A 17981-nucleotide genomic window follows, 5' to 3' on the forward strand; every position below is an offset into this window, starting at 1 on the left:
CCATGACTGACACCCTCCTCCGCGGCGGCCGCCCCTGGGGTCTCGACGAGCCGGCCGACGTCCTGATCCGCGACGGCGTCATCGCCGGGATCGGTGCGGCGGCCGACGCACCGGGGGCGCGCGTGGTCGACGTCTCGGGCCAGCTGGTGCTGCCCGGTCTCGTCGAGGCGCACTGCCACCTTGACAAGACCCTGTACGGCGGGCCGTGGGTGCCGCACTCGGCCGACGACACGCTGGCCGGGCGCATGTCCAACGATCTGGGCCGCAGGGCGGAGCTGGGGGTGCCGAGCGTCGAGCGCGTCATCGCCCTGCTGGAGCGGATGAGCGCGTTCGGCACCACGCACGTGCGCACCCACACCGACGTCGACCCCGCCGTCGGGCTGCGCGGCGTCGAGGCGGTACGGCAGGCCGCCGAGGCGCTGAGCGACCGCGTCAGCGTGACGCAGGTCGCCTTCCCCCAGCACGGCCTGCTGACCAACCCCGGCACCGCCGCCCTGCTGGAGGAGGCACTCAAGAGCGGCGTCGAGGCCATCGGCGGCCTCGACCCCGCCGGTATCGACCGCGACCCCGTCCGTCACCTCGACGTCGTCTTCGGGCTCGCCGAGGCGTACGGCGCGCACATCGACATCCACCTGCACGACGGCGGCTCGCTGGGCATGTGGGAGCTGGAGCTGATCGCCGAGCGCACCGCGGTCACCGGGCTGGGCGGCAGGGTCACGGTCAGCCACGCCTACGCCATGGGCCAGGCCGACGAGACCCAGCAGGGCCGTCTGGCAGAGAAGCTCGCGGCGGCGGGCGTGACGATCGCGACGGCGGCCGTCTACAGCTTCCCCGTCCCCGCGGTGAAGGTCCTGCGCGCGGCCGGGGTCACGGTCGCGTGCGGCCATGACGGCATCCGCGACCTGTGGGGGCCGTACGGCTCGGGCGACATGCTGGAGCGGGCGATGCACCTGGCCTACCGGAGCACGTTCAGGCGCGACGAGGACATCGAGCTCGCGCTGGAGGCGGCGACGTACGGCGGAGCCCGCGCGCTCGGCCTGTCCGGATACGGCCTGGCCCCGGGCCACCGGGCGGACCTGGTCGTGGTCCCCGCGGGCGGGGCGGCCGAGGCGGTCGTCGTCCACCCGCCGCGCACGCTGGTGATGAAGGAAGGCGTGATCCTCTGACCGCCACGACGTACCAGGGACAGCCGTACCAGGGGCAGCGGCAGCAGTGGCAGGCAGCCGGCTGACGGGTAGGGGCAACCCATGAACGTCGTGGTGCTGTCCGACACGCACGCGCCGCGCCGCTGGAGGTCGTGCCCGCCTCCGGTGGCCGACCGGCTGCGCGGCGCAGGACGCGATCCTGCACGCGGGCGACGTGAGCGTGCCGTCCGTGCTGGACGCGTGCGCGCCCGTGCACGTGGTCAAGGGGCGGATGTCGGTCAGCGGCTCTGTGGCGCTCGGTGGGGCTGAAGCCGTGTTAGCGAATTCCAGAACCCCCGGTGCGATGGAACGGAAACGTACGCCAGCGCTCTCTACCTGAAGACGATCACGCACCCTCGGTGGGCTGGGCGAACCGGCTTAGCGTACGTTTCCGTTCCTTCACACTCCGAGGGCCGCGTCCAGGCCGTGGTGGCGGAGCCGCTTGGCCTCCTCCACCCGGCCTAGCCTGTGCAACGTTTTGATCAGCCCTTGGGCGGCGTCCCTATCACCAGCTTGGGTTCGCTCCCACAACTCCTCCACCCGGCTCGGCCAGCAGAGCGGCTACTCGCCAGGAAGCGTCGCTGTCACCGGCGGCTTCCCGATCCCGCCACATCGCCAGCGCCTCCTCCTCCCGGCCAAGCCTGGCCAACAGGGCGGCCAACTCCCAAGAGGCGCTCTCGTCACCGGCGCCAGCCAGCTCCCGCCATACCGCCAGCGCCTCCATGGGCACTCGCACCGATGGCGCCTGTCCTGACTCAGTCGAAGTGATGCCCGGCGTGGGGCGCCTACCCGCTGTGCCCTGATGAACATTCCGATTCGGTGATCATGGGCTGGACCCCTTACTGGCCGTCATGCGGCGAGCATGTCGAGCGGTCCGCCGATCAGGACCAGGGCGAACGCCGCCCAGCGGAACACATGCAGCGGCCGAGCGCGATGCAGGAGCGCGCCAAGGAGTATCTCGGCCGCGCCCATCAGCGCCCACCACGCTGCTTTGGCGAGCAGCCAGCTCCGGATCGCCTTCACGTACCGGCGCCGATCACTGGGCACGTGCTCCGTCAGGAACGAGTCGATCCGCGCTTGAATGTGACCACGCTGTGCTGAGCACAGACCGTCGTGTTCGCCGTCGCATGAGTGGACGCGGGCCAGCTCTGCGATGACGCTTCGATGGAATGCCTGGTACTCCTCAAGCGAGCAACCCAGCGCGCGGGGGACGTAATCCGGACGACTGTACACAGCGCTGTGGCGGTCGCCGCGCTGGCCGGTTATCCCCCACTGGTCATGGGAGACGCCTGGGGAGGTGGACATGAAGTGCCCCCGGATACTCGTGGAGAGGCCGGCCACGCCAGCTTGAGACAACCTAAGCCGGGCACGGGAGAGGGCGTCTGTAGCGCGGACCTTCAATCCGCCGCCCCGCTCCCGCAGCTTTTCGGGGTCGAGGAGGTCCAGAACGATGGACAGCGCGGCGAAGTACAGCATGACCTTCCCCACGCGGCCCCACACCAGCATGGGCCACCCCCACACCACCATGCTGGTGGTTGAATGGCCGTCGAACCAGGTGGCGATGACGTCAAGTAATTCGTTCACGGGCGGCCCCTTCGCGTGCGCAGCGGGTTTCACGCAGGGTTCCAGTCTTCTCTCGTTCGCCGGTATGCGCCGGTCGTTGGCTGACGCGGAAGGAGCAACGACTTGATGTCTCGACGCAGCCAACCCAATGCCGCCCAGGCCGGGCTGCTGGCTGTCCTGGCGGGCACGCTGGCACTGTTCTGGCTGGTCAGCGGCAACCAGGTGGCCGCGGCGATCATGACCTTCGCCATCGGCGTGCTGGCGTTGGCGATCATCCCGGGCATGCAGACCCGCGTCCTGACCACGGCCGGCACGGCCCCGACCCTCGCCGTGGCGGTCAACGCCTCGGGTTTCCAGGTCGCCGCCGCCTTCGCGGGCTGGCTCGGCGGACAGGTGATCAGCGGCGGCCCCGGGCTGCGCTCGATCTACCTCGTGGGCGCGCTCCTCACCGGCGCCGGCCTGCTCCTCGCCCTGTACGGCCTGCGCCGCGACCGCCGCCCCACCCCTGCCCCCGCCCGCACCTGACCCACGCAGCACGCGACCCCCGCCTTCGCGAACGCCGAGGTCGCCGTCCAGCCGGGCGCGGGACACCATCCGTGGATCGACGACGCCGAACGGTTCGTGACGGCGACCGCGCCACTCCTCGGACAACGGCTTTTCGGACGACGGCCGCCTTTTCCGGCCGGCCGACTGTATCGAAGAACACCATCGCTGTGTATCCGGCGAGACAGACCTCGCCGGCTCTTCCGGATGCACTGGTGCTGTTCCGAAAAAGCACCCGGGCGCGTGCCCGAGGGGGAAAGGAAAAGCGATGAACGGAATTCTTCGATGGGCGGCGCTGCCGGTCGCCATCGCCGCGCTGGCGGGCGCGACGCTGCTGCCGGCGGCGTCGGCGACCGCGGCGACCGCCGCGACGGGCGCCACGACGTACACCATCGAGCTCATCTCCCTGACCTGCAACAAGAAGCAGGACAGCGTCGGCGAGGACGAGCCGCAGCTGTTCATCAACGGGGTGAGCAAGTTCGGGCCCGGCAAGATGGGCAAGGGCGACACGGAGATCCTCACGGGGACGACGTTCGAATTCTCCAGCACGGCCACGATGGAGCTGTTCGACGTGGACAAGGGCAGCAACGACGACTTCCTGGGCAGCGTCGTGGTCAGCTCCAGCGAGGCCGGTGCCGGGATCCAGGTCGAGAAGTTCGACCATCTGAACGGCGCCGAATACACGATCGTGTACGAGGTCGACTGACGAAACGGGACGAGGGCAGGCACGCGAGGATGCGGTTCATCCGAATTCCGGAAATCGGAATGTCTTCGCTGCCTGCCGTATTCGCGAGCTGAATGCGGCGACTTTCTCGGCATGAACACCTATGAGCGGCCCCGCGGCGAATGTAGCATCGGGGCACGTGCACGGGGTCATGCCGACGGGGGTCGCGGATGGACGACTTGCATGTGCGTGTGCTGCGGGCTTCGTCACTGACCGCCGGGGACGGTTCCGCCGTGCCGGTGACATCGGTGAAGGCGCGGGCCGTGCTGTTCTACCTGATCGTCGAGAGCACACCGCACACCAGATCCGCCCTCGCCGGGCTGTTATGGGGCGACCGCTCGGAGGCGAAGGCACGCGGAAGCCTGCGGCTCGCCCTGATGGAGCTGCGCCGCGCCGTGGGCGATCATCTGATCATCAGCCGGACCCACGTCGCGTTCGACCGCGGCCGGCCGTACTCGCTGGACTGGGCCGACCTGGTCGAGAACGGCACGGTGCCGGCGGACTACCGGGGCGGTTTCCTGGACGATCTCGCGGTCCCGAACGCTCCAGGGTTCGACGACTGGGTGGCCGAGCGCCGGCGGCAGGCCGAGCACGCCGCCGTACAGGCGCTGAGCGTGCGGGCGCACGCGGCGCGGGAGCGGGGCGACTGCGCGGACGCCGTACGGCTGGCGCACCGGGTCCTGGACGTCGACGCGCTGGACGAGAGCGCGCATCGCCTGATCATCGAAGCGCTCTGGGCGACGGGCAACCGCGCGGGCGCCCTGGCGCAGTACGAGGCCTGCCGCCGGACGCTGGACCAGGAGCTCGGCGTCGCGCCCGACCCCCGCACCGAGGCGCTGCGGCAGCGGATCGCCCCCGCCGGGCCCCGAGCGGGTGCGCGCCGGGAATCACGGGGCGCCCCGGCGAGCGGACCGGCCGCGCGGCGCGGGCTGCCGCGTCCGCTGACCCGGCTGATCGGCCGCGAGGCCGAGGTGGAGAGGGTGTCGGCGAAGCTGCGTGATCGGGAGGTGCGGCTGCTCACGCTGACCGGTCCGGGTGGCGTGGGCAAGACCCGGCTGGCCGTCGCCGTCGCCGAACGAACCGACTGCGAGGTGCTGTTCGTCTCGTTCGCCGGAGTCCGGTCGCCCGATGCCCGGGCGGCGGCCACGAGTGGGACGGACGTGGTCGTGACGACGCTGGCGGAGGCCGCCGGCGTCGACCTGACACCGCCGAGGCCCGCCCGCGACCTGCTGCTCGCCGCCGTCCGGCACCGGAACCTGGTCCTGGTCCTGGACAATCTCGAGCACCTGCCCGGCATGGCCCCGCTGGCCGGGGCGATCCTGGCGGTGGCGCCTGCCGTACGGATCCTGGCGACCTCGCGGCGCCGGCTGGGCATCTGCGCGGAGCACGTGCACGAGGTGCCGGTCCTGCGCGGGGCCGCCGCGCGAGCACTGTTCGTGGAACGTGCCAGAAGCCTCGACCCGCGCGTCGACCCCGACGCGCGCTCGCTCGACCGCATCTGCGGCGCCGTCGGCGGACTGCCCCTCGCCGTCGAGCTGGCCGCGACGCTGACCAGGGCGATGACCTGCGAGGAGATCGCCGACCAGCTGGAGGCACACGCTCCGCCGGAGCGCGCCGCGGAGGCTCCGGCGGCGCTGCTGGTGCATCCGGCACCGGCGGCCGCCGCGCGCCACGCGAGCATGCAGCACGTCTTCGACACCTCGTGGCAGTTGCTCACCACCTGTGAACAGCGGGCCCTGGCCGCCGTCTCGGTGTTCGCCGGCGGCTTCACGCTCCCCGCGGGGATCGCGGTCGCGGCCACGACCGTCCTGGCCGTCGCACGGTTGACCGATCATTCGCTGGTGCGCCGCGACGACGACGGCCGGTACCGGGTGCACGAGCTCGTACGGCAGTGCGCGGTCGCGCGCCTGACCGACGAGTCGCCCCGGGTCCGCCATGCCCACTGGTACGCCCGGTTCCTGCGGGAGCGCGCCGGCCGGCTCCGCGACCATGCCGACCGGGCCGTGCTCGACGAGTTCGAGCCGGAGATCGACGACATCCGGCAGGCCTGGCGGCACCTGGTCCACCGGCTCGCCGACGCCGAGCGGGCGGCGTTCGCGGAGGACTACTGGACGCTGTGCCTGCGCCGGCACCGCTACGCGGAAGCGCTGTCCGTGGCCTCCGACATGATCGCGACGGTGCGCGGCGAGCGGGCGGCGGCGGCCCGATGGCACCGGCTGGCCGGAATCGCGCACTTCCAGTTCGAGCGCGGCGCGGAGAGCCTGGGAGCGTTCAGGGACGCGCTGGCGGTCGCCGATCGCCCGCTGCCCTCGACGCGGGCCGGAAAGGCCGGGGCGGTCGCCGCGGCGTTGACCCGTCAGGTGGTCCACCGCGCCACCGCGCTGAGCGGAGTCGCCCGGCACGAGCCCGGGCGCGAGCTGGCCGCCGAGGCCGCGCGGACCCTGTCCGTCCTGGCCGAACTCGGCTACCACCGGCAGGAGGGCGGCACGATGCTGCTCAGCGTGGTGCGCCACCTGGACGCGGCGGAGCGGGCGGGCGGGGCCGTCGAACGCGCCGAAGCCTACGCGAACTTCGCCGTCGTCACCGCTCTCGCTGGTTTCGAGACGGCGGCCCGCTACTACGGCCGTCTCGCCGACGAGGAGATCGCCAAGGTCGCGGACCCTGTGGCGGTCTCCCGCGCCCGCCTCGCGCGGGGGCTGCGGCTGGCCGCCGAAGGACGGTTCACCGCCGCGCAGCGGGTCCTCACCCTGGCCCGCCGGCATCCCGCCGATCCCCGCCTGGCGGAGCACTGCCTCGGGCTCCTCGCCGACCTGGAGATCCAGCGGGGCCGCTACACGGCCGCCGCGCCGCTGATGGCGGCGGTGGCCGAGGCGTCGATCGCGCGCATGGGGGAAGAGCTGTCCGGTTACTGGTGCCTGACCGGACAGGCCGAGGCGCTGCTACGGCTCGCGGACCAGGAGGCCTCCGGCGTGGGCGCGGTGTTGAAGGCCGCCGAGGAGGCGACACTGGCGTTGCCCGCGCTCGGCGAGGACCATTTCGCCCGGGCCGGCGCGAAGATCCCGACGATCCAGCGGGTACGGCTCGGCGTGGCCCGCGCCCGGTTCCACCTGCTCGGCGGGGATACCGCCGCCGCCCGCCTGGCCATGGACGACGCGTTGCGCACGGCCGCGCGGCCGGACATGCCGCTCAGGGGCACCCTCGAAGCGTGGGCGGGGCTGGCCGAGGTCCTCTGGGCGCTGGAGGCCGACGATCCCGCCGTCGCGATGGTGCTACGTCACATGGACAGGCTGACCCGCCTGACGCCGTCGGCGGCGGCCCGCATGGGCTGGGCGGCGGCGCTGGTGCATCAGGTCACCGGCCGGCGGGCGGCGGCCGGACGGGCCGCGACCGGCGCCCTGGCCGCCGCCCGCCGGTTGGGAATCGCCTTCGACGAGGCACGGTCGCTCGAAGTCCTGGGCGAGACGGAGGCGGCCGCCCGGCTCCACGCCGACCTGGGCACCGCGCCACTCGCCCGGCCAGGCTGAAGGGCCTCTCCGCCCGGCCGTACCCAAGACACCAGGCATCCCGGGAGATCATCCGGCGGCGCTGAGGTCGCGTGCGGCGGAGGGCGTTCCGGCGGCGCGGCGCCGGAGGGCGTCGAGATCCCGGATGACGATCTCCCTGCGGCCGGTCTCGATCCAGCCACGGTCGCGCAGGACGCGCAGCGCCTTGGCCGTCGCGATCCGGGACGAACCGGTCCATCCCGCCAGCTCCTGCTGCGACAACGGGAGAGTGATCCGCAGCCCGGCCGGGCAACGCGCCCCGAACCGGTCGGCGAGTTCCACCAGACGCCTGGTCACGCGACCCAGCGTGTCGAAGGAGTTGAACTCGGCCAGCTTGTCCTCGGCGTCCCTCAGCCGCCGGCCCAGCAGCTTCACCAGGGAGATCGCGACGAGGGGCCGCGTCCGCAGGTGCCCCGCGAACGCCGCGGCGGGAAGGCACAGCCCGGTGACCGGTTCGAGCGCCGTGGCCGACACGGGGCGGATCCGTTCGCCCAGCACCGACGACTCCCCCAGCAACTCGCCGGGACCGAGCAGCCACAGCACGACCTCGATCCCGGCCGCGGTCGAACAGGTGACCTTCACCCTGCCCGATCGCAGCGACACGACCCAGTCGGCGTGGTCGCCCTCGCGGAACAGCACCGCGCCCGCGGGCCAGTGCCGTACCCGTCCACCCAACTCCGCCAGATCCTCTTCCCACCGGTCCACCGCCGCCTCCTTCCGAGGAGAGCATGATGGCGGTCGCGTCAGCGGATCGTTTGCCCGGCGTCAGCGCCTGCCGTACGGCGCCTGCCGCCCGAGGTCAGCCCGTCATTGCCCGGCGTCAGCGCCCGCCGTACGGCGCCTGCCGTCCGGCGCCTGTCACCCGGGGTCAGCCCGTCCATCCCAGGAACGCCTCCCCGGCCGAGACGGCGCCGAGCCAGACGGCCACCGCGAGCACCGGCACTCCCAGCCCCCAGGCCGAGCGCCCGCGAACGGCCCGCACGGCGACGCCCAGCAGGCCCGCCCACACCACGAGAAGGACGAGGACCGCCCAGAGTGGCGCCACCAGCCCGCTCGCCAGGTAGAAGGGCAGCGTGCACAGGTGGCCGACCAGCCCCAGCCAGCTCGCCACGCGGGACACCATGGGCACCTCCAGCCGACGGGGACCAGGTCGCCACGCGTTCACCGTACCGGCGACAGGCCGGGGCCGGGCGGACGCCCGCGCTCCGGCGCGGGCTGCTCGGGTTCGCGGACACCCGACCGGCGGGGCCCCGTGTGGGGGCCCCGCCGGATGTGGCACTCGCCGCGCATCCGGCCACGGGCGCACCTGCCCGCGGAGGCTGGAGCGAGGCTCAGCGGGACGTGCCGGCGGAGGCGTGGCCGGGCTCGGGACGGGACAGGGTCGCGACCGGACCGGCCCAGTGCAGCGGGCTCGACGGCCACGCCGGGGCCTGCCGCTTGGCCATGGTCTCGGCCGCGGCCACGGAGCAGCGGGTGCCGGGCGCGGGCACGGTCAGCGAGATCAGGTACTCGTCGAAGTGCCGCGTGCTGCACTCGTCCTTGCCGTAGATGCGGTGACCCCACCCCTCGTAGGTCAGCAGCACCGCCTTGGGGCCGAGCTGGCGGGCCACGTTGGCGGCCCAGGTGGAGGGGGTGGCGGGGTCGTGCATCGAGGTGCCGATCAGCAGCGGAGCACTGCCCTTGTAGCGCAGCGGGTGCTGCGGGTTGGTGGCGCGCTGGTTGAGGCAGATGGGCAGGTCCTCGATCGGCATCGGGTTGTACCGCATGTCGGGGGCCAGGCGGGCGGAGCTGCGCATGAGGGCGGCGTACTGTCGGTAGTCGCGCACCCGCAGGTCGTAGTCCTGGCAGAGGATCACGGTCGGCAACTGCGCGAGCTCCCCCGGCACGGGCTGTCGGCCGGGCGGCGGCGGCACGTCCTCGGGCACTGTCCCGCCGTCCAGGGCTATGAGCATATCGGTCAGCAGGCGCCAGTTCGGCCCCTCGTTCCCCAGTACGCCCTGGTAGATGAGCTGCAGCTCGCTCATCGGACGGTCCTTGACGCCCGGGTAGTACACCTCGCCGCGCCGTACCTTCGCCAGCAGGTTCTCCCAGAACGCCCGGATGTCGCGCCCGTGCAGGGCGCAGCCGGAGTCGGCCTCGCACCAGGCGGCCCACTGGTCGAACCCGTCCTCGGCCGCGGCGCTCTCGGTGTCGAGGAACGCCTTGACGCCGAGGCTGTGGTCCATGGTGCTGTCGAGGGCGAGGGCCCGGATCCGGTGCGGGAACAGCTCGGCGAACATCTGACCGATCAGCGTGCCGTACGAGAGCCCGTAGTAGGTGAGCTTCTCCTCGCCGAGGGCGGCGCGGACGGCGTCCATGTCACGAGCGACGTCGACCGAGTCGACGTGGTCGTAGAGGGGGCCGGTGCGGGCCCGGCAGTCCTTGTGCAGCTTCCTGGTGTAGGCCTTCCACGTGTCGAAGTCGGCCTGGCTCGCCATGACGGGGTACGGCATCTGGTTGTACAGGGCCGCCGAGCAGACCACGGGATGGCTGCGACCCACGCCCCTGGGGTCGAAGCCGACGATGTCGAACCGCCGCTGGATCTCCTCGGTGAAGAAACCGGGAGCGCCGTAGGCGGCCTCCACGCCCGACCCGCCCGGACCGCCCGGGTTGACCAGCAGGGATCCGATGCGGGCCGCGGGGTCGGTGGCCTTGCGGCGGGCGATGGCGAGGTCGATGGTGGGCCCGCCCGGATCGGACCAGTCGATCGGGACGGCCAGCTTGCCGCACTCGGCGGAGGGTTCCTCTTCGCAGGGCGCCCAGGTGATGGCGCCTGTCCCCGCGGCCGCGGTGACTCCGTCCTCAGCGGCCGTCCCCAGGGCCGCGGTGACTCCGTCCTCAGCGGCCGTCCCCAGGGCCGCGGTGACTCCGTCCTCAGCGGCCGTCCCCGGGGCCGCTCCTGCCGTCGAGGCGGGTAAGAGCACCGCCATCACCGCGAAGGCGGCCGCGAGCAGAGAAGATCGTGTGCGCATGTTCCCCCAATCGTCGTTCGGGTGGCCCGCTCATGCGGCACGGGCCAACCTTGATCATTCCGGGTCAACGACGCACATGACGGCAATACCGGAAATTTCTGACAACGGAGGTTTCTTCCGTCTCGCGGAGGACTTACGGACACGGCGAAGCGGCCCCGCCCGTCGCGGGCCGGCCCGGCGTCACCGGCCTGGACGGTCGACCCCCGGTTCCGCGAACTCGGGGGTGACGCCCGGGAACGAGCCGTCGCCGAACAGGATCCGCGCCGCCAGAGCACGACCGGCACGACCACGCAGCACGGCCACGGCCGCCTCCGCCGCGGCCGGGGATCGGATGCCGGCGAACACGCGGCGCAACAACAGCCGGCCGCGGAACCTGGTCCGCAACGCCTCCCCGTCGTACCGGCGCAACACGCGCCGGTCGCCCGTACACAGATACTCGGCGGCGACCGTCGCCGCCTGTTCTGACATGCGGAAGCAGGGGTCCAACCCCCCGGCCGTCAGCGGCGACACCGCGCCCGCCGCGTCTCCGACGAGCAGCCCGGCGGGGCACGCCAACCGGCGCAGCACACCGCCGACCGGGATCGGACCACCTCGGCGCTCGACCGGGCCGGTCGGCGCCGCGCGGCCGGGCGCGTCCGCGGCGAAAGCCTCCAGCAGGTGACGGATGCCGGCGCGCATGGCGTCCGGATATCCCGCGACGCCGACATGCGCATGCCGACCGTCGTCGATGACCCACCCCAGGTACCCCGGAGCCACCCGCGGGTCCAGCACGCAGTGGAACGCCGGGGTCGTCGTACCCGACGCGACCGGATGGACGATCTCGGCACCGACGAGGAAGCGCCGGTTGACGTCCAGGCCGAGATCACGGGCCACCCGGGAGCGGGCGCCGTCCGCGCCGACGACGAACCGGGCGGCCACCGGCTCCGCCCCCGCGAACCGCACGAAACCCTTCGACGCGTCGAGGTACCGCACGCCCAGCATGACCCGCGCCCCGGCCGACTCCGCCGCGCGGCGCGCGTGGTCGTAGACGGCCGCCATATCGGCCACGCGGTACTCGTCCCGGTCGCTGGTGAGCCGGATCGGCGCCCGCCGCGACGGCGGATACAGCAGCACGTCCCGCACACCGGGCCCGAGCAGGCGGTCCGGCAGGTCGAAGTCATCCAGGGTGCGGCGCACGAAGATCCCGGTCGTGCGGATGCCCGTCGACAGCGACCTGCGGCGGTCGACCACCATCACGTTCAGCTGCCGTCGCGCGAGCAGGCGGGCCGTGCACAGGCCGGCCAGACCCGCACCCACGACCAGTACGTCCACTGTCTGCATATCCTGCGACGGTAAGGGCGATCCCGCAGCAGGGTGACCGTTTGCACACGACCTGCCCAGTACTTTCACACCGTCGCCACACATCCACCTGGCTGCCCACCGAACAACCATGCGGGGCCGCCCGCTGCCTGCGGGGGCGTCACGGGGACAGGCGGCCGGCCGGGGCGACTACCTCGGCCGACCGCCTGCCAGGGCCGGAGGGGCGCCGATCCTGCGCTCCTTCTCCGGCCGTGGCGCTCAGGAGCTGTACGCCTCCAGCTCGGACAGTTGCGCCGCCGCCCAACCGGTGTTGCCGGTGAACTCCACGCGCAGGTGCCTGGCCGCCGCCATGGTCGGCAGCGTGATCGTCACCTGGTTGCCGGACGCCGGATCGAAGGTGTAGTCACGGCTGTCCACGACCGTGTCGTACGTGGTGCCGTCGGTGCCGGCCTTGACCGAGAGGGTCTGGGTGCGGGCGGCCCAGGCCGGGCTGGGCGGGATGCGCAGCACGAGGCGCTTGACGCCGAGCGTGGCGCCCAGGTCGACGGTGAGCGGCTGCGGCCAGGCGTGGGACGGGCTCTCCCAGTAGGTGTTCGGGGCGCCGTCGATGGCGTTGGCCGGCACATAGCCCGGGTGCGAGTCGCCGGTGACCGAACGCCCGAGGGCCAGGTTGACGGGGACGTCCGGCGGGAAGCTCTCGCTGTACACCGCCAACTCTGACAACTGAGCGGCGCTCCAACCTGTGTTGCCGGTGAAGGACAGCCGGACCTTCCGGGCGAGGACCGGGCTGGACAGGCCGATCCTGACCATGTTTCCGGAGGAGGGATCGAAGGTGTAGCCCTGGGTGGCGACCGCGGTGCTGTAGGTCTTGCCGTTGATGCTGGTCAGCACCGTGATGCTCTGGGTGCGGGCGAACCAGTCCTTGCTCGGCGGCACCTGCAGGATCAGCCCCGTCACGTGCCGGGTCCGGTCCAGATCCACGGTCAAGTCCCCGGGCAGGCCGCTGCTCTCCCAGTAGGTGTTCGGGTCGCCGTCGGAGGCGTTGGCCGGCACATGGCCCGGGTGCGAGTCGCCGGTGACCGAACGCCCGAGGGCCAGGTTCTTCGGGGCACCGACGGCAGAGACCTTCCAGGTGGCGCGCTGCGGCGGAGTCTGCTGTACGGCCTGGCCGCCCGATGGCACCACGATCAGCTGGGTGATGGCGTTGACGAGCTGCCCGTCCCGGAACTCCCAGCGCTGCAGCCTGCTGCCGGACGTGCAGGGGCGCAGCTCGACCTTCGTGCCCGGCTGCTGGAACATGCGCGGATCGGTCACGTCACCGGGGTACGGCACGGCCAGGCACTGGCCGCCGGTCCAGTCGGCGATCGTGTAGTACCCGTCGGCGGTCGCCTTCAGCTTCCAGACGGAGGGCTTCTTGCCGACACCGGTGTAGGTCAGGTACGTGGAGCCGGAGCCGAGGGTGTAAGTGCCGTCCGCGTAGGGAGTGTCCCGGCCCCGCTCCCAGCCGGGCGCGCGGCCGAGCGCGGTCACCCTGGCCTGGAAGGCGTCGAAGGTGGGCTCGGGGTAGGTCGCCCGCCAGGTGAGCTGGGCGATGTACCGCGTCGGCCCGAAAGCCTCGTCCTCGACCTCGCGCTCGGTCTGCGCCGAGGAGTAGTCGGGCCAGATGCTGACCTTCGCGCCGGACAGTCCGGGCTGGTCGTCGACCTTGACGTCACCGGCGAACGTGGTGGGCATCCAGCGGTTGTCGTAGAGCCAGCGCGGGTTCATCCAGGAGCCGCCGCGTACCAGGTAGAGCGCGCCGGTGCTGTTCATGACCTGGTGTCCCCGGTCCATGAGCTGCTGCGGGCTGAGCGTGCCGGGGATCGTGGTCCAGTGCTCGACGACCACCCTGGAGTTGAGCTTCACCTTGGCGGTGGCGTGCAGGCCGTCGTTCCACATGCGAAGCCGCTTGCCGCGCTCGGCCGCGTACTCGTCTATCTGGTTGATCAGATCGGTGACCAGGTCATCGTACGTGGCCCCGGCCCCGAACTTCGCCTCGGCGGCCTGCTTGAGCTGCGGATAGTCGTCCGGGTTACGGGCGAGCATGTACTCGTCCGAGCCGATGTGCCAGTCGGGCCCGAACAGGGGCGCGTAGGCGTCGAACATCTTCTTGTAGGCGTCGAGCACGGCGGGCTTGCTGACGTCGACCCGCTCGTAGTCGACCTTGCCGTTCCGGTCCTTGAGCGCGATCTGGTCCTCGGTGAAGCCGGCGGGCGCCCGGAAGTGGACCAGGTTGATCTCGGGGGACACCGTGATGTGGTACTTGTCGGCGAGCGCGACGACCTGGCGGATCTCCTCGGGCGTGTACCACGTCCAGTCGGTCGTGGGCATGGTCTCGTCCTTGATGTTGACCACCCAGGTGAGATGGTTGAGCTTGACGTACGCCATGTCCCTGATCAGGCGTTCCAGAGCGGTCATGGAGTGCCTGACCCGGCACGAGCACAGCGTCACCCCGCGCTCGCCGTACTTCGGGGTGTCCTGGAGGGTACCCCCGGGCAGCGTGGCGCCCTGGTGCAGCATCTGCAGCAGCGTCCGCGTGCCGTTGAACACGCCGCGCTCCGAGAAGCCGACGATCCGCACCCGGTCGGTGACGGAGATCGTGTATCCCTCGGCGCCGAGCGCGCTCTGGCCGGGGTCGATCGCGAGCGACACGTCGCCCGCGTCTGCGGAGGGCTGGGTGACGGACGCGCGGCCCGCGGGCGGCCGGCCCGCCGCGGTCAGATCCTCGACCAGGGTCTGGGCCACCTTCCCCACGGCGGGCGAACCGGTCTCGGCGACGACGCGGGTGCTCGCGCTGTAGCCGTACGAGCCGGAGCCGGCGGTCCAGGACGAAGGCGAGGGGATCAGCTTGAGCGGGTCGGCCACGGCCTCCGCCGTGACCGCGGCGGCGGGTGCGGGGACCGCGAGCGGCCCCGCCAGCAGCCCCGCGGCGAGGAGAAGAGACGGAAGGAGTCGCAAGGGGGGTGTGCTCCTTATTTGAGCGCGCCAGCGGTGAGGCCGCGCTGGATCTGACTTTGGAAGAGCGTGTAGACGATCATCACGGGGAGGATGGCCGTGCTGAGCGCGGCGAACAGCGCGGCCCAGTCCGCGTCATAGCCCGCGGCGGTGGAGATCTCGGCGATGCCCTGCGTGAGGACCCACTTGTCCTTGGCCCCGCTGAGCAGCACGAGCGGGAGCTGGTACTGGTTCCACTGGCCGAGCACGTTGAAGATCGTGATGCTGACCAGACCCGGCTTGGCCATCGGCAGCATGACCCGGAAGAACACTCGGGCGTGCGAGGCTCCGTCCACGAACGCCGCCTCGGCCACGGCCGTGGGCAGCGTGCGGAAGAACGCGGCCAGGAAGAACACGGTGAACGGCAGTGAGTAGGCGATGTAGACCAGGATCAGGCCGCCGTGGGTGTTCAGCCCGAGGAACGGGAGGGCCCGCCCCACGTTCTGCACCACGAAGAAGAGCGGGGTGAGCGCCAGGTAGGTCGGGAACGCCATGCCGGAGACGAACAGCAGGTACAGCGGCCGGTTGCCGCGGAAGGGGTAGCGGGCCAGCACGTACGCGGCCATGGAGCCGAACAGCATCGTGCCGAACGTGCCGAGGGACACGACGACGATGCTGTTGAGCATGTACTGCCCGATGTGCGCCTGCTCCCAGGCTCGGACGTAGTTGTCGAACCTCGGGACGGCGGGCAGCGACCAGGCGTTGCCGAAGATCTCGTCTTCGGTCTTCACCGACGCCAGGAAGGTCCAGACGATGGGCACGACCGTGAGGGCAAGCCAGGCCAGCAGGGCGAGATGGCTCAGTCTGCGATGCATCAGAACTCGATCCGTTCGCGCCGTGACAGCCGGAGGGTCAGCGCCGAGAAGCCGATCGTGAAGAAGAACAGCACGACGCCCATGGCGGAGGCGTAACCGAACTTGAAGTACTCGAAGGCGTTGCGGTAGACCTCGGCGGCGATCACCGTGGTGGAGGAGTCGGGCCCGCCCCGCTCCGCCGTCATCACCCAGACGATCGCGAACGCGTCCATCGCCGTGATGCCCAGGTAGATCCAGCCTGTCTGCACGGTGTCGCGCAGCAGCGGCAGGGTGATCCGGAAGAAGATCCGCGCCCGGCTCGCCCCGTCCATCTCCGCCGCCTCGACCACCTCGGCCGGGATCGAGGCCATGCCCGCGGTGAACAGCACCACGTAGAAGCCGACCGCCTGCCAGATCAGGACGGCGAGCACGGCCCAGAAGGCCACCGACGTGTCGGAGAGGAAGCCGATCGGCTCCAGCCCCAGCGCCACCAGCGGCGCGTTGAGCATGCCGCTCGCGTCCGGCCGGAACACCTGCTGGAACAGCACCGCGACGACCACGACCGAGAGCACCTGGGGGAAGAAGAACATGACCCGGTAGAACCGGTGGCGCTGGGTGAGGACCGCGATCACCAGCGCCAGGGCCACCGTGACGGAGGGGAGCAGCACCAGCAACAGGGCGTTGTGCCAGAGGGCCTTGAGGAAGACCCTGTCGCCGGCCAGCCTGGCGAAGTTGTCCAGGCCGACGAACCGGGGACTGGCGCTGACCCCGCGCCAGTCCGTGAGCGCGATGGAGAACGCCTGGCCGTACGGGGCGATCACGTAGACCAGGTAGAGCGTCACCGGGACGGCGAGGAACCCGATGATGAAGCCTGTCCTGCCGCGAGTCATCGGGTGAATGTCCGCACGGAGGAGTCCGCCTTGATCTCCGCGGCCTTCCGGTCGATCCGCTCCGCCCACGCGTCGACGGCGAGCTTGCCCGCCATGAGCTGGCCGGTGGCGGCGACCACCTCGTCCTCCAGCGGCTTGTACCAGGAGTTGAACAGGAAGTAGACCGTGTTGTCCCCGGCCGTCTCCAACGCCTTGGCCGCACTGGCCAGGCCCGGCTTCAGCGAGCGGCCCTCGGTCGCCCCCTTCACGATGGTGAGGGTGGAGACCAGCTCGGTGAACCGGCCGGCGCCCTCCTTGGACAGCATGACCCGCAGGTACTCCAGCCCCGCGCCGCCGTTGGCCGACTTGGCCGGCACCACGTACGGCTCGCCCGGCTGGGCGTGCAGGGTGCCGTACGGCAGGGCATCGGACGGGGAGAAGTCGGGCAGCGGGAACATCGCGTACCCGAAGTCGGACGGGGTGGCGTCCTTCTGCTCGTTCTCCAGCCACGACCCGCAGGGCAGCATCGCGACCTGGTACTTGTTGTGCGCGGTCTGGGTCTGCACGTGGTCCAGGCCGGCGGTGCCGGGCAGCAGGTAGGGCTGCAGGTCGGCGAAGGCCTTGGCGGCCTGCTTGACCGGCTCGGCGGTCCACGCGCCGGGCTCCAGGTTGTCGATGCGCTTGAGCACGTCGCCGCCGCCGATCTTGGCGGCCAGAGTCAGGATCGTCTCGTAGATGTAGAACGGGTACTTGCCGGCGAAGGTGAACGGGGCGGCCTTGCCGGACTTCTTGATCGTCTCGCAGAGCGCGGTGAAGTCGGCCCAGGTCTTCGGCACCTGCCAGCCGTTCTCCTCGAACAGCTTGGTGCTGTACCAGATGCCCCAGACCGTGTTCACGTAGTTGATCGCGCGGGGGACGCCGTCGTACGAACCCTGGGCGATCGCGCCAGGGTCGACCGTGTCGCGCACCTTCTTGGACGGGTCGTCCCAGCTCGGCGCGTCGAGCAGCGGGGTCAGGTCGGCGAGCTGGCCGTCCTGGACGAGCGCGCCGAGGTCCATCTTGCCGTCGCCCGAGTTCATCACCAGCTCCGGCGGGTTGCCGCCGGCGAACCTCGGCTGCAGCGCCTTGCCGATCTCCTTGGCCGCGTTGTGCTTGATCTCCAGGCCGGCGTACCTGCTCTTGAGCATCGGCTCGTGGATGTCCCGGGCGTACGCGTCGCCGAAGCCGCCGTCGAAGATCCAGACCTCGAACGGCTTGTCAAGGGCGACGCCCAGCGGGTTGGCGGAGCTGGTCGGGACGGGGGCCGCCGGCGAGCCGCCGGAGGCGACCGGCTGCGCGCAGGCGTTCAGTGCGGGCAGCGCGAGCCCGGCGAGGACGGCGGAACGCAGCAGGTCGCGGCGGGTGAGGTGCTTCATGGGG

14 protein-coding genes are annotated in these 17981 nt (G+C 71.4%); 4 read left to right on the forward strand and 10 right to left on the reverse strand.

Annotated elements, in window-relative coordinates:
- The first annotated feature begins 2 nt into the window (after positions 1-2).
- Positions 3-1166: an amidohydrolase gene (locus ACWENQ_RS29305; RefSeq protein ID WP_452417127.1), complete on the forward strand. Its 1164-nt coding sequence runs from the start codon at positions 3-5 to the stop codon at positions 1164-1166.
- Between the two features lie 867 nt (positions 1167-2033).
- Here ACWENQ_RS29305 and ACWENQ_RS29310 read toward each other — a convergent pair.
- A complete protein-coding gene (locus ACWENQ_RS29310) occupies positions 2034-2768 on the reverse strand; it encodes a hypothetical protein (RefSeq protein ID WP_452417129.1) in 735 nt (244 codons plus the stop codon).
- 105 nt (positions 2769-2873) lie between these two features.
- On the opposite strand from ACWENQ_RS29310, the gene ACWENQ_RS29315 reads away from it, so the two are divergent.
- The 3 genes from ACWENQ_RS29315 to ACWENQ_RS29325 all read left to right on the forward strand — a co-directional run bounded on the left by ACWENQ_RS29315 (position 2874) and on the right by ACWENQ_RS29325 (position 7538).
- Entirely contained in the window at positions 2874-3272 is a 399-nt protein-coding gene (locus ACWENQ_RS29315) for a hypothetical protein (protein ID WP_452417131.1), read from the forward strand.
- A gap of 286 nt (positions 3273-3558) precedes the next feature.
- Positions 3559-3996 carry a hypothetical protein gene (locus tag ACWENQ_RS29320; RefSeq protein WP_452417132.1) on the forward strand — a complete coding sequence of 146 codons (438 nt, stop codon included), beginning with the start codon at positions 3559-3561 and terminating at the stop codon, positions 3994-3996.
- Positions 3997-4247: 251 nt separating this feature from the next.
- Positions 4248-7538 carry an ATP-binding protein gene (locus ACWENQ_RS29325; protein WP_452417134.1) on the forward strand — a complete coding sequence of 1097 codons (3291 nt, stop codon included), beginning with the start codon at positions 4248-4250 and terminating at the stop codon, positions 7536-7538.
- Between the two features lie 48 nt (positions 7539-7586).
- On the opposite strand, the gene ACWENQ_RS29330 is transcribed toward ACWENQ_RS29325, so the two are convergent.
- The 9 genes from ACWENQ_RS29330 to ngcE all read right to left on the reverse strand — a co-directional run bounded on the left by ACWENQ_RS29330 (position 7587) and on the right by ngcE (position 17977).
- Entirely contained in the window at positions 7587-8261 is a 675-nt protein-coding gene (locus tag ACWENQ_RS29330; protein ID WP_449920324.1) for a Crp/Fnr family transcriptional regulator, read from the reverse strand.
- 38 nt (positions 8262-8299) lie between these two features.
- A complete protein-coding gene (locus ACWENQ_RS29335; RefSeq protein ID WP_452417136.1) occupies positions 8300-8437 on the reverse strand; it encodes a hypothetical protein in 138 nt (45 codons plus the stop codon).
- Complete coding sequence (locus ACWENQ_RS29340) at positions 8425-8667, reverse strand: hypothetical protein (protein WP_452417138.1); 243 nt, start codon at positions 8665-8667, stop codon at positions 8425-8427. The genes ACWENQ_RS29335 and ACWENQ_RS29340 overlap by 13 nt, the downstream gene beginning before the upstream one ends.
- Before the next feature lie 220 nt (positions 8668-8887).
- Entirely contained in the window at positions 8888-10567 is a 1680-nt protein-coding gene (locus tag ACWENQ_RS29345; RefSeq protein ID WP_452417140.1) for an alpha/beta fold hydrolase, read from the reverse strand.
- 180 nt (positions 10568-10747) lie between these two features.
- On the reverse strand, positions 10748-11887 hold the full coding sequence (locus ACWENQ_RS29350; RefSeq protein ID WP_452417142.1) for an FAD-dependent oxidoreductase: 1140 nt from the start codon (positions 11885-11887) through the stop codon (positions 10748-10750).
- A gap of 237 nt (positions 11888-12124) precedes the next feature.
- Entirely contained in the window at positions 12125-14863 is a 2739-nt protein-coding gene (locus tag ACWENQ_RS29355) for a discoidin domain-containing protein (protein ID WP_452417144.1), read from the reverse strand.
- A 14-nt stretch (positions 14864-14877) separates the two neighbouring features.
- Positions 14878-15714, reverse strand: a complete 837-nt coding sequence (locus tag ACWENQ_RS29360; RefSeq protein ID WP_449920313.1) for a carbohydrate ABC transporter permease — start codon at positions 15712-15714, stop codon at positions 14878-14880.
- Positions 15714-16583 (reverse strand): carbohydrate ABC transporter permease, encoded by an 870-nt coding sequence (locus tag ACWENQ_RS29365; RefSeq protein ID WP_449920312.1) that lies wholly within the window; start codon positions 16581-16583, stop codon positions 15714-15716. The genes ACWENQ_RS29360 and ACWENQ_RS29365 overlap by 1 nt, the downstream gene beginning before the upstream one ends.
- Positions 16580-17977: an N-acetylglucosamine/diacetylchitobiose ABC transporter substrate-binding protein gene (gene ngcE, locus ACWENQ_RS29370; RefSeq protein WP_452417145.1), complete on the reverse strand. Its 1398-nt coding sequence runs from the start codon at positions 17975-17977 to the stop codon at positions 16580-16582. Before ngcE ends, ACWENQ_RS29365 begins: the two co-directional genes overlap by 4 nt.
- Between the last annotated feature and the right edge of the window lie 4 nt (positions 17978-17981).

Source organism: Nonomuraea sp. NPDC004354, from assembly GCF_053602555.1.